The sequence below is a fragment of the Pedobacter sandarakinus genome, from assembly GCF_026240095.1.
Classification (GTDB): Bacteria; Bacteroidota; Bacteroidia; order Sphingobacteriales; family Sphingobacteriaceae; genus Pedobacter; species Pedobacter sandarakinus.
Genome location: NZ_JAPIVG010000006.1, coordinates 211,577 through 223,022, shown reverse-complemented (window position 1 = coordinate 223,022; position 11,446 = coordinate 211,577). Strand labels below are relative to the sequence as shown.

Below are 11,446 nucleotides of genomic sequence, written 5' to 3'. Positions count from 1 at the left end.
CTTTTATTGGGTTTTCTCCCCCGCCTTTCTGGCACCCCTTCAGAGCAGGGGAATTTGTAATGGAACGTGGTGTTTAATTATTTCTTTACTTTAGTTTTTTTGCTAATTCTTTTAGGTCGGGCTGTTATTTCTATAGGATAACCTAACAAATCTCGTAGTACAACAGATGCGCAAGCACCACCAAAGGCTGCGGGCAGATATGAAATAGTGCCGTAAGCAGATCTTTTAAAATTTGATCCATCCGTTAAAATAAGCGAGTCTCTTTTAACCTCTTCGGTAGAGAAAACCGCTTTTATTTTGTTCGAATCTTTTAATTTATTTAATCGCTTACGAATGTAACTCGCAAATACGCATTGGTAAGTATCAGGCAACATGGCTATTCTTAATCTTGTGGGGTCCATTTTTCCACCAGCACCCATTGAACTAACAACAGGGATGTTGCGCTCTAATGCGGTCGCCAGTAGGGTTATTTTGGGCATCACGCTATCGATGCAATCCATTAGGTAATCATAATCATTTGCTAGAATTTCCTTGCATTTATCGGGGGTAAGGAAGGCTTTAACAACATTGAGTTTAAGCGATGGGTTTATGGCAAGCAAGCGTTCCTGCATAATCTCTGCCTTGCTTTCACCGTGGTTTGTGGCAAGCGCAGGCAACTGTCTGTTTCGGTTGCTAGGGTCAACAACATCGCCATCTACTATGGTCATTTCCCCAACACCGCTTCGGCAAATAAACTCCGCAGCAAAAGAACCAACTCCACCTAAGCCAATAACAAGTACATGTTTTTGTTGTAATTTATTGATGCCCTCATCGCCAACAAGTAGCGCCGAGCGAGAAAGCCAAGAAAGATCTGTCATGTTTACGCCGTATTATTTACCGACAGGTAAGGTTAATCAATGCTATATTAAATTCAATTTTTTCCAGTTGGCAAAAATACGTGCTTTAAGTTCATCAACCGAACAATTTTTCAAATTAGCCGCTGCCAAATAAATATCTTCAATCTCTATATCTGCATCATCGGTTTCCAAAAAGAAGAAATCTGTTTTTCTTAATAAAACCGCAGGGTTAGAATCAGGGTCTAAGATTGCCGCACCAAACGATAGATAAAACCCTTTCGCCAGCAATTGCCTGCCAAGAATTTCACTTTTATTAAAGCCATGGATAATCATCGGTACATCAACCCGCATCCTTTGCTTTATCTCAATTAATTCAGAAAAAGCTTTAACGCAATGGATGATTACTGCCTTCCCAAATCGCATGGCTAGTTTAATTTGCATTTCGAAAATTATGATTTGGTTATCCAAACTATCGCCCTTAAGCCTATCTAAGCCACATTCGCCAATAAGTTTAACATTACTTTGTTTTGCTAAGACTTCCAAATATCTCATTTGTAAATCCGTCTGCTGAAACGTTGCATACCAGGGATGTAAGCCGATAGAAATTAATCTGGTTTTAGGCATAGCCAAAAAAATATCACTGGTAAGTGATAAACTTTGGATGCTAAATACACCTGTTTTCTGATTGGCTTTATGGGTATGTAAATCTAAAAAATCCATTAATGGGGGTAAATATAGGGACTTAGTAAAATGTATTTCTTCTGTAAAGAATTAGCTTATTGTCTATAAAATTAGTAGTATTTATTAATTTTGAAAATCATTATTTAAAACATGAAAAAAATAACGTCATTTTTTGCTGTGCTTTTAATTTGCACGGTTGCCTTCGCTCAAGAGAAAACAGAAGGAGTTCATATTTATAATCCGGAAGCAAATGCCATGGCTGATTTAAAGGAGGCCACTCAAAAGGCTGCTAAAGCCAATAAACACGTATTAGTTCAAGTAGGTGGGAATTGGTGCACCTGGTGCATAGCCTTCCATAATCTTGTAAATAATACGCCCAGCTTAAAACAAACTATAAACGATAATTATGAGTTTGTATTGGTTAATTGGGATAAAGATCATCACAATGATGAGGCTATGAAGTATTTGGGTTATCCCAATCGTTTTGGCTATCCGGTTTTTGTGGTATTGGATGGAAAGGGAAAAGTATTGCACATCGAAAATTCTGCATATTTAGAAACCGATGAAGTTGGTGCTAATGGTAAGAAGCAAGTTGGGCACGATGTGAAGAAAACAATCTCTTTCTTAAAAGGATGGACTGTTACAGCGGTAAACCCCGAAACTTATAAAACAAAATAGGCAGGAATTTCCTGTTAAAAAGCCGCAATGTTTTAGGTTACAAAACCCGAAACATTGCGGCTTTTTGTTAATCGCCTTTTTCTGAATCGATGTCGTCTACATTAAGCTCAAAGGAAGGTCTCGAAGCCTCGTCTGCTTGTTGTAATAAATCCCGATCATGGGCAATATTTGTGTTATCGCCAGCTAATTCATTGATATTTTCGGTTTCGTCTTCTCTTCTTAAGGCATCGTTAGGATCTGTTGCATAATCCTCATCTTTTGGGTCTATCATAACATTTTAATTTATAATTAGATAAATGCAATAAATAGCAAAATTGTTTTGAAGACCTACAGCTATCGATTAAACAGGCGAACTGATGTCTATAACCCTTCGCCGAATTTATAATTAGGTAAAATGCTTACAGGCAATTTGCCTTTAGGGACCAACCTGTTATTGATTACTGCTGCGGCAGAAACCTGCATACTGTCTTCTTTTTGATAGCCAACAATTAGCCCCTTACTTCGCTCTAAGCCAGGTAAACCTGCTAAATTATAAGGATTAGCAAACAATGCAAACACAGCATTTTTACCAGACAACTCATTAATGAAGTTTTTTACGCCGGCATTAAGTGGTATGTTATTACCTGGTCTTGATCTGGAATCGTGAATCCCGACAATTACCTGGTCGAATGCGCCAATTTCTCTGGCTACGTTAGAAATCTGGGCAGCTGTAGCGTCTTTATCTAAAACATAATAAACAGAATTATAGTAACCTTTTGAGATCTCCTTTTGGAACCGCGTAACAGAAGGAACACCAATGCTAATGATCGCTGTTCTCCTAATCGGAATCATATTTTTGATAAAATCTTTTCCCCTTAACAACGTAACAGATGCATTTGATAGCTCTTGAACCAGTGCAGTACTTTGGCTGCGATTTACTTCTGCCACAATATTATTGGTTGAAACGGTGTCTCGTTTATTTAAACCCGCCCAATATTTAGCGGTTAAAATTTTGCGTACACTGGCATCAATCGTTTTCATATCAACACGGCCTTGACGTATTGCCTTACGAATCAAGTGGATGGCCCGATCGCTATTTTCAGACAATTCCAAAATGTCGTTTCCGGCCACAACTGCCAGCAAATCAGCTTCGCCATTTTTGAAGTATTTAACAACACCCTTCATGTCCATCGCATCGGTAATAATTAGCCCTTTGAAACCTATTTTCTGTTTTAAAATTCCAGTTACAATGGGTTTGGATAGGGTAGAAGGCAGATTGGGTGTGTTATCTAGCGAAGGAATGTTCATGTGCGCAATCATCACACCCGACGCGTCTTGTTTAATTAATTCCTTAAAGGGATACATCTCCAGTGAATCTAATCTGGCTAAATTGAAAGGTAGTTGTGGTAAATCGTAATGTGAGTCTACGTCAGTATCGCCGTGTCCGGGGAAATGTTTTAGTGAGGTAAGTAACCCACCATCTTGCATTCCCCTCATGTATGATGCAGTTTTGTTAGCTACATTATATTTATTTTCTCCAAAGGAACGATAATTAATTACCGGGTTTTTTGCGTTGTTATTGATGTCTGCATCTGGAGCCAGATTCATTTGCATTCCCAAACGCTTAAAATCTTTGGCCACCTCTTGGCCCATTCTATAGATCAAATCTTTATTTTGTATGGCACCGAGAGTCATTTGATATGGATAAGAAATGGTACTGTCTAGGCGCATTCCTAAACCCCATTCACCATCGCTGGCTACAATTAATGGTACTTTGCTTACTTTTTGATAGGCATTAGTTGCCCTGGCTTGTCTTACGGGGCCGCCTTGAAAAAAAATAACCCCACCCAGTTGTTCCTTTTTAATTACCATACCAACCGAATCGGTATATTTTTGACCTAAGTTGGTGTGGGCCCTTACAAAAAACATTTGCGCAATTTTTTCGTGACGGCTTAGTTTTTTAAAAACCGAATCAACCCATTTAGGCTGATTGGCTAGCATTTCGATGTAAGTTGGTTTTTGTGCCTGGGCAGAAATTGCCGCAATGCAGCAGGTTAGCAAAAGAAAGAGTTTTGTTTTCACGTATGTGTTATTGTATTTGTATTACGAAATTAACAATCAAAAACCGAATTAAACAAAAACCAATCCAAGTAATCGAGATAATACAATTTAATTGTCTTAGGGATGAGCGATAATTTCCTAATTACCTTTCACCATGTTGATGAAAAGTTTGGAGGTTGATGTGTCCTTTGTGATTTATAGATAATCAGGATCAATATTTGAGCTATGGGCGTTAAAAAAATAAAACATATTTAATTCTATCGGGTTGTATATTACAGCGCCTCGATCAGATATTTACTTAATTTTTAATGTTATGAAAAATACGAGCACTCCAAAAAACAATCCGACCGTACAAGGTGGTTCAATTGCTGACCGGGCTAACCACGATGTAAAAACAGATAAAAAAATACAAGGTATTACCAATGGCGGCGGTCAGCGCTCTGATCAAACATCCAATAAGGATAATCAGCGGAAATACGACAATAAAAAGTAACAAAAAAGCTGAAGGTATTTTCCTTCAGCTTTTTTGCTTCTGTGGGTTTTAAGCCCTTGAGGGATAAATCCCCTGGACAGCGATAATGTACCTTGCGCCTTCCAAGTCAGCAATTTTGGGTAAGGCAAAATTATTAATTCCATCTCCGCCATATGTTGTTCCTAAAATGGAAAACAAAGCTTGGTTTTGGGTAATGGGCAATAGTGCTCCATCGCAAGCTGCAAATCCTAATGGTATAAATGTTCCTGCAAAAAGGGTGATCCCTCCGATGTAAAAGTCCATGGTTTTAGTTGGTTTAATAGGACAATGCTAATCAAAAAAATGGATAATTTAAATAGGCTCATGAGCGAGAGCTATAATATCACTTCCTTCTAAAATTGTTTTTTCGTCGTTGTGGCTTAATGTATTAATCATCGCATCGCCAAGTTCTTGCATGGTACAAAATCCATTTTTAGAAATTATACGGCCAATCGGAAACATCCAGTTAATGTATTTATAAAATTTGTGTGCAAACTTTTGTTGGGCTAAGGGCTTTATAAAGCCAGGGCGAAGGTTGTATACTTGTGCAAAAGGCAGTTTCATTAAATCATTTTCTGTTCTACCTTTTACTTTCTGCCAAGTTAACCGACCGTTAGGGTTGGTTCCACTGCCCGATACGTAACAAAAAGTCATTCCATCATTAATTTTGCAAAGGGTTTCGGCCATATGCATGGTCAAGGTGTAAGTCATTTTATAATAGGTTTCCTTATTAGCGCCTACTGATGTGATTCCTAAGCAGAAAAAACAAGCATTGTAACCTAAAAGCTTATCTTCAATAGCGGATAAGTTGAAAAAATCAAGATGGATAACCTCCGTTAATTTAGGATGGGAATATCCACAAGGCTTACGGTTTACCACTAAAATTTCGTCAATTTCAGGACTTTCCAAACAGCGTATCAAAACTCCTTCGCCAACCATCCCAGTCGATCCGGTAATGATAACCTTGTTTATACTTCTTGATTTTCCCATGGCATAGTACTTTATTCAACTAAACGAATGTAATGAAAATTGGTTTCAAGCTTAATAATAAAAAAAGGGCAGCTATTGTAGCTACCCTTAATGATTATTTTATTACCGTGCCTTGCATTTTATAGTCTTTTGGCGGCTCTGCACCTAAAAGATGTTGTACAAAATAATCCCATCTTCTGCGCATCATATATGGGCTGTACGGGCCGTAACCATGGGCGCTATTTGGAAATATTACTAAATCGAAAGACTTATTTGCTTTCTCCAATGCCTCAACCACTAATAAAGTATTGTATGGCGGTACATTGTCATCCATCATGCCGTGTACCAACATTAATTTTCCTTTTAGGTTTTTTGCGTAGTTCTGATTGGCTTGCGCTTCGTAATCAGCATTCTCTACCAGGCCATTGTATCTTTCGCCCCAGTCATCCTCATAATTTCTATTTTCATGATTACCGGATTCTGAAATACCCACTTTAAAGAAATCTGGGTATCGGAACATAGCCGTTGCTGTTGCGAAACCGCCGCCCGAGTGACCCCATATACCGACTTTAGCGGTATCGATAGGATATTTTGCCGATAATTGTTTGATCGCAGTAATTTGATCTGGCAATGTGTTTTCAGCCATATTTCCATAACTCATATCATGAAAACTTTTAGAACGATCGGGATTACTAGTTCCTTCAATTAATACCACTATAAAGCCCAGTTCGGCCAGGGCCTGATGATCGCCACGGGATGCCGAGAAAGACCAGCTGCCCACGCTTCCACCTTGCGGACCCGGATAAATGTAATCGATAACAGGATATTTTTTTCCTGCATCCATCTTGGTTGGTGTGAAAATTAACCCGTAAATATCTGTTTTTCCATCAGCGGCTTTTACTGTAACTGGTGTCGGCGCTTTCCAACCTGTTGCCTGCAGCCTTGAAACATCCGTTTTTTCAATTTGCGAAATAAGTTTGCCATCTAATGATTTAAAGACAGTTGTATTTGGTACATCGGGTTGGGAATAGTTATCAAGAAAATATTTTTCTGATGGGGATAGGCTTACCATATGGTTGCCGGTTTCAGGAGTTAAATCGGTTAATTTTTTACCATCAAAACCAATCTTATAAAAGTGCCCGAAATATGGGTTAGCTTTATCTTGTCCATTTGCCATGAAGTAAAGCGTGCGGGTTTTTTCGTCTACTTTAACCAGACGCGTTACCACCCAATTGCCTTTAGTAATCTGGTTTTTCAATTTTCCGCTTGTTGCATCGTAGAGGTAAAGGTGGCCCCAATCATCGCGTTCCGAATACCAAATTATCTCTTTTGTATTAGGCAAATATCTCCAATTAATTGCGCCCTGCCCAGATTCATATTGTGTCTTAACGGTTTCTTCAAATACTTCGCGTACTGCTCCAGTGGCGGTATTGGCAATACGGAATTTCTCGTTTTTATGGTCGCGAGATGTAGAAACAAAGGCTACTTCCGTTCCATCCGCTTTCCAATCGATATCATCGAAAGTTCCACTGCTCGAAATGTCATCACTTAAAGTAGCACGGTGTGGATCTGGCGCAATATCGAAAGAAACTACTTTTGGGTTTTCAACGTCAATTACAACCCGCCTGATGGTTGCTATCTGCTTATCACCTGGTAAAGGATATTTCCAGGCTTCGAGCTTTGGTGCGCCTACGTTTGTAGTAACCAAATACATGTCTTTACTGTTCCTTTGATCTTGCTGGAAGGTGGCAATTTTTTTCGAATCGGGCGACCACCTTAAAATCGGAGCGTCGCTATGTTTCCAGCCAGCATTATCTGTGGCATATCCATAATCTTTAATTCCATCTGTAGTAAGTTGGGTTAATTTTCCACTAGCGATATCCTTAACGAAAAGGTTAAAATCTTTAATTAAAATTGATTTTTTACCATCTGGTGAAATCACTTCATCTCCACCGCCTCTTCTTCGTCCGCCCGCAGGCGATGTAGGATTACTGTATTCGGTAGTAAGTGTTTTAGTTTTCTTTGCCGGATCTACCAGATAGGTTTCTGTTCCTTTTTCAGTTTTCTTGCTATACCAGAATTTATCTCCATCTAACCAATTAGGTTGTGAAGTGGTATTGTCTATAAATTTTGCGGTACCATAGCTCATAAACTTCTCTGCCCTTTCGTAATCTTGGGCAGTAACCATTTTTTGTTGAGCATTCGCAGCAACAGCTAGAAAGCAAGCCGTTACCGTAAGCCAGTATTTATTCATAATTGTTAGTTAATCTCTGCTGATAAAATTAACACTGTTTTAGCAATTGTGAAGTATTAATGATGATACATTTTTTGCTTAGAACTTTACATTCGGTTTTAATGGGATAATGTGAGGCAGCTCAATTATTAATCTAAGGGTTCCTAAAGGCCACCACAACTAACCTAACCTCCGAAGCACTTTGGAAATGAGAATGAATAAAAGGATAGGGTGGATAAAATACCAAAGCCCCGATCTTAAATCAGGGCTTTAGCGGAATGGACGGGACTCGAACCCGCGACCTCCTGCGTGACAGGCAGGCATTCTAACCAGCTGAACTACCACTCCGTTTAGCTTTCGCTCCCTTTCGGGGATGCAAACATAAGCACTAAATCTGGCTTCCTGTTATAAGTATTGTCTTTTTTGTTTCAGGCAATGGTAACCACCTGACGCTGAAACTGATATTTTACGAGCACATCAGCTGCACATCGCATTGACCCGTAGTTATGGACTTTGCAATTTTCAGCTTCAAGAAAAAAGCAACACACTTGTTAACCGCTAGTATAGCTAGGATCAAACTCTATAAACCATTCAATTCCATATTTATCTCTAAACATCCCCGCATAAGTTCCCCAAGGACTATCACCAATTGGTCCTTCAACCTCTCCACCGGCAGATAGGGCCGCAAAAATTTGGTCTGCTTCCTCGCGGCTTTCCGTGCTTAACACGATTTTCGATCTATTTTCTCGTTCATTTACCGGTCCCATAAATTCAGGAACATCATTTGCCATCAATACGTTATGCTTGCCAATAGGCAATGCGATGGACATAATCTTATTTACTTCGCTTTCCGCTACAGGAAATTCTTCGCTTGATAAATCTCCAAAACGGGTAATTTTGGTGAATTCTCCCCCAAAAACAGATTTGTAAAAGTTAAAGGCTTCTTCGGCATTGCCGTTGAAGTTGATCCATAGGTTAATAGTTCTCATTGTTGTTTAATTTAAGGTTATGGTTTGTTATTTTGGTTGTGTCAACGTTGCTAAGAAGTACTCTAGGTTTGTGAGTGTTAAAGAGAATCCTATCTTAAATCCTGCTAATAATTTCTCTAATCGCTCAAACGATTCATTGTATATAATGATGTCTACTCTTGTAATACCTTCTTGTTCACTAAAACTATAATTCCAATCAGAACCGGGCAACTCACGGTTTTCATGCTCATCTGCAAAGGTATTATACATTTTGAAGTTGGTTTTTGGAGTAATGGAAGTAAATTCCTGTACTGACCAGCGTGCTGTTCCATCAGGTCCTATCATGGCATAAAATCGCTTTCCACCAACCTCAAAATTCATATATTTAGTTTCAGCCCTCATCGGGGCTGGTGCTCCCCATTGGTCTAACAGTTCGGGTTTGGTAAATGCATCCCACACAAGTGATAAACTAGCATTAAATTCCCGGGTGATGTAAACGGTCTTGGCTCCTTTGTCAACATCAAAATTAAATAGCAAATCTTCGTTCATTAGTTATTTTTTTAAAGTCGTTAATAATTGATCGAGTTGGTTAAATTGCTTTTCCCATTGCTGTCTAAACTGGGCTAACCACTTGTCTAACTCCTGCATTTTCTTTGCATTAAAGTGATAATAAATTTCCCTCCCACTTTGTTCAGGTTTAATTAGTTCACAATCGTGAAGCACCTTTATGTGTTTAGATACTGCCTGTCTGCTCATATCAAATTTTTCGGCCATTGCATTTGGCGTTAATGCCTGTATCGCCAGTAACGTCAAAATAGCTCTGCGGGTAGGGTCGGCAATAGCCTGAAAAATATCTTGTTTCATAATAACTGGTAATTTGCAACCATTAGGTTGCAAATATACATGCAACTATTTGGTTGCGCAAGTGTTTTCTCATTTTTATTTAATATAGATAAATAGCTATTAAATTTCTGGAGGCAGTTATAGACTTGCCCTTTAACTTAGAATAGATTTTGTTCGTCGCAAATGGTTGTAACCAGCAGTTGGGAGCAAGAGATGGAAAAAGAAAACCTGCTAAGGGTTAGCAGGCTTGATTGACTGCGGAGAGTTGGGAGATGAACCTTACTTAAAACGGTCTGTAAACGAGGTGGTTACCCTTAGCTTCGCAAAAGTGCCACGAATGATGCTTTGTAAAATATATTCAGATTAGGCACTAGTGCCTGCTCAATTATATTGTCTGTAATGAAAGAACTGCTTATCAATTAATTACTCTAAGGATAAGCAATTACGATCAATTTTCAAAGCTGGAATCATGATAAAAAAATACACTCATCCCAGTTATTAGTTGAATCTTCGTAGATAAATGATGAGCGTATTAAGCCAATTCCGCCAATTCCCTCCAAAATGGCCGAACTTGGTAAGAGTACCATTTTTTCATCGTTGCCTGCTTCAAACAAAAAACCACCATAGCCATCTTTGCCACCGTACTGAAACGTTTCGTTTAGCCAATATTTAGAAGCATTGCTAAAATCATTGTGATTGGTTTCTTTGTATAGTTTATGAAATAGGTGGGCAACACCACTTGAACCATGACATAATCCGGGGTCGGATACGGAGGTTTGTATAGGGTTGATTCTCTGGCACAGGCTAAGTAAGATCTGGATAATTGAAGTTGTATCCGCGCCTACTAACTTCAGATTTCTGTATAGGGAATATAGAATCGTTAAGTCACCATAACACCATGCCATTCTAGAAATAGACTTTTTTACTGCACCGTTAGCATACTCCCGTGCGCTTATCTTATTGGGGAAATAGGAACCTGATTGAATCGGATCTTGGATGCTGTTTAGGAAGAATTGACTTCCTTGTTTTACCAATCGCTCGCAATCTTTTTTCCTAATGCCTGCTTCGTAACATTTACCTATAAAGTATAATACGCCTACCATTCCATGAGGTAATCCCAGATCGTACACATAGTCGTTTTTTTTCTGAAAATCGTACCTGATCCACTTGCTTTCGTTTCCTTCGTTTACATCGGTGTCGATCAAATGGTGAAGAATTTTTTCACAAAGACCGTGGTTTTTTTGTAGAGTTCTAAAAAATACAGTACCATACCACTGCGTCCACACAACAAAGAAATATTATTTTGTCGCCAATCATTTTCCAGGTTGTGCTGGAAGTGTAATAAATTGGGTGATGATGGTGATAAAATCCATGTCAAGACGTGTAACCGTCTGAAAACCATTCAAACCATCAACAACAATTTGATTCAGCTGATTATTCTCTGAAAAGACATCGGTGCCACAACCTGCAAAACGACTAAAGAGAGTACAATGGGCGCTCTTTCTAAGGAGGTATTTCCAAACTGAAAGCTTTTGTCGCTCAGATAGGTCGGCAAAAGCAGATCCTTCGGGCAGGGAATCGAATAAATCTCTGGAGGCGAGATAGACCGCTTCCCTGAAAACAGGGGTTTCAATAAAGGCTACATCCGGATTTTGATTTGGTAGAAGAGGGGTACGGTAAACGAAAT

General features: G+C 39.0%; 14 protein-coding genes and 1 tRNA gene. 2 read left to right on the top strand and 13 right to left on the bottom strand.

Annotation, left to right across the window (positions count from 1 at the left end):
- Positions 1 to 77: 77 nt before the first annotated feature.
- Together OQ268_RS16470 and OQ268_RS16465 are read right to left on the bottom strand one after the other, a co-directional pair.
- A complete protein-coding gene (locus tag OQ268_RS16470; RefSeq protein ID WP_265857750.1) occupies positions 78 to 857 on the bottom strand; it encodes a tRNA threonylcarbamoyladenosine dehydratase in 780 nt (259 codons plus the stop codon).
- Positions 858 to 899: 42 nt separating this feature from the next.
- The gene (locus tag OQ268_RS16465) at positions 900 to 1,556 is read right to left on the bottom strand and encodes a TatD family hydrolase (protein WP_265857748.1); all 657 of its coding nucleotides are present in this window, start codon (positions 1,554 to 1,556) and stop codon (positions 900 to 902) included.
- A gap of 111 nt (positions 1,557 to 1,667) precedes the next feature.
- On the opposite strand from OQ268_RS16465, the gene OQ268_RS16460 reads away from it, so the two are divergent.
- Positions 1,668 to 2,195, top strand: a complete 528-nt coding sequence (locus tag OQ268_RS16460; RefSeq protein ID WP_265857746.1) for a thioredoxin family protein — start codon at positions 1,668 to 1,670, stop codon at positions 2,193 to 2,195.
- A gap of 67 nt (positions 2,196 to 2,262) precedes the next feature.
- Here OQ268_RS16460 and OQ268_RS16455 read toward each other — a convergent pair whose 3' ends face one another.
- Positions 2,263 to 2,466: a hypothetical protein gene (locus OQ268_RS16455; RefSeq protein ID WP_265857744.1), complete on the bottom strand. Its 204-nt coding sequence runs from the start codon at positions 2,464 to 2,466 to the stop codon at positions 2,263 to 2,265.
- Positions 2,467 to 2,555: 89 nt separating this feature from the next.
- A complete protein-coding gene (locus tag OQ268_RS16450; RefSeq protein WP_322974031.1) occupies positions 2,556 to 4,256 on the bottom strand; it encodes a glycoside hydrolase family 3 protein in 1,701 nt (566 codons plus the stop codon).
- Positions 4,257 to 4,548: 292 nt separating this feature from the next.
- Between OQ268_RS16450 and OQ268_RS16445 the strand changes: the two genes are divergently transcribed.
- Positions 4,549 to 4,728: a hypothetical protein gene (locus OQ268_RS16445; RefSeq protein ID WP_205057784.1), complete on the top strand. Its 180-nt coding sequence runs from the start codon at positions 4,549 to 4,551 to the stop codon at positions 4,726 to 4,728.
- A 48-nt stretch (positions 4,729 to 4,776) separates the two neighbouring features.
- Here the strand turns inward: OQ268_RS16445 and OQ268_RS16440 are convergent, their stop codons facing one another.
- The 9 genes from OQ268_RS16440 to OQ268_RS17995 all read right to left on the bottom strand — a co-directional run bounded on the left by OQ268_RS16440 (position 4,777) and on the right by OQ268_RS17995 (position 11,393).
- A complete protein-coding gene (locus OQ268_RS16440; RefSeq protein ID WP_265857741.1) occupies positions 4,777 to 5,010 on the bottom strand; it encodes a phage tail protein in 234 nt (77 codons plus the stop codon).
- Positions 5,011 to 5,058: 48 nt separating this feature from the next.
- On the bottom strand, positions 5,059 to 5,736 hold the full coding sequence (locus tag OQ268_RS16435) for an NAD-dependent epimerase/dehydratase family protein (protein ID WP_265857739.1): 678 nt from the start codon (positions 5,734 to 5,736) through the stop codon (positions 5,059 to 5,061).
- A 94-nt stretch (positions 5,737 to 5,830) separates the two neighbouring features.
- Positions 5,831 to 7,969, bottom strand: a complete 2,139-nt coding sequence (locus OQ268_RS16430; protein ID WP_265857738.1) for a S9 family peptidase — start codon at positions 7,967 to 7,969, stop codon at positions 5,831 to 5,833.
- A gap of 253 nt (positions 7,970 to 8,222) precedes the next feature.
- A tRNA-Asp gene (locus OQ268_RS16425) sits at positions 8,223 to 8,296 on the bottom strand.
- 203 nt (positions 8,297 to 8,499) lie between these two features.
- Positions 8,500 to 8,937 (bottom strand): VOC family protein, encoded by a 438-nt coding sequence (locus tag OQ268_RS16420; RefSeq protein WP_265857736.1) that lies wholly within the window; start codon positions 8,935 to 8,937, stop codon positions 8,500 to 8,502.
- Between the two features lie 27 nt (positions 8,938 to 8,964).
- Positions 8,965 to 9,465, bottom strand: coding sequence for an SRPBCC family protein (locus tag OQ268_RS16415; protein WP_265857735.1), 501 nt, complete (start codon positions 9,463 to 9,465; stop codon positions 8,965 to 8,967).
- A 3-nt stretch (positions 9,466 to 9,468) separates the two neighbouring features.
- Positions 9,469 to 9,780, bottom strand: coding sequence for an ArsR/SmtB family transcription factor (locus tag OQ268_RS16410; protein ID WP_265857733.1), 312 nt, complete (start codon positions 9,778 to 9,780; stop codon positions 9,469 to 9,471).
- 446 nt (positions 9,781 to 10,226) lie between these two features.
- A complete protein-coding gene (locus tag OQ268_RS16405; RefSeq protein WP_265857730.1) occupies positions 10,227 to 11,045 on the bottom strand; it encodes a lanthionine synthetase LanC family protein in 819 nt (272 codons plus the stop codon).
- 27 nt (positions 11,046 to 11,072) lie between these two features.
- The gene (locus OQ268_RS17995) at positions 11,073 to 11,393 is read right to left on the bottom strand and encodes a lantibiotic dehydratase (protein WP_407674016.1); all 321 of its coding nucleotides are present in this window, start codon (positions 11,391 to 11,393) and stop codon (positions 11,073 to 11,075) included.
- Positions 11,394 to 11,446 lie beyond the last annotated feature (53 nt).

Excerpts from the sequence above, each read along its gene's own strand:
- OQ268_RS16470 (WP_265857750.1), bottom strand. The coding sequence starts at position 857 with ATGACAGATCTTTCTTGGCTTTCTCGCTCGGCGCTACTTGTTGGCGAT.
- OQ268_RS16465 (WP_265857748.1), bottom strand. The coding sequence starts at position 1,556 with ATGGATTTTTTAGATTTACATACCCATAAAGCCAATCAGAAAACAGGT.
- OQ268_RS16460 (WP_265857746.1), top strand. The coding sequence starts at position 1,668 with ATGAAAAAAATAACGTCATTTTTTGCTGTGCTTTTAATTTGCACGGTT.
- OQ268_RS16455 (WP_265857744.1), bottom strand. The coding sequence starts at position 2,466 with ATGATAGACCCAAAAGATGAGGATTATGCAACAGATCCTAACGATGCC.
- OQ268_RS16445 (WP_205057784.1), top strand. The coding sequence starts at position 4,549 with ATGAAAAATACGAGCACTCCAAAAAACAATCCGACCGTACAAGGTGGT.
- OQ268_RS16440 (WP_265857741.1), bottom strand. The coding sequence starts at position 5,010 with ATGGACTTTTACATCGGAGGGATCACCCTTTTTGCAGGAACATTTATA.
- OQ268_RS16435 (WP_265857739.1), bottom strand. The coding sequence starts at position 5,736 with ATGGGAAAATCAAGAAGTATAAACAAGGTTATCATTACCGGATCGACT.
- OQ268_RS16430 (WP_265857738.1), bottom strand. The coding sequence starts at position 7,969 with ATGAATAAATACTGGCTTACGGTAACGGCTTGCTTTCTAGCTGTTGCT.
- OQ268_RS16420 (WP_265857736.1), bottom strand. The coding sequence starts at position 8,937 with ATGAGAACTATTAACCTATGGATCAACTTCAACGGCAATGCCGAAGAA.
- OQ268_RS16415 (WP_265857735.1), bottom strand. The coding sequence starts at position 9,465 with ATGAACGAAGATTTGCTATTTAATTTTGATGTTGACAAAGGAGCCAAG.
- OQ268_RS16410 (WP_265857733.1), bottom strand. The coding sequence starts at position 9,780 with ATGAAACAAGATATTTTTCAGGCTATTGCCGACCCTACCCGCAGAGCT.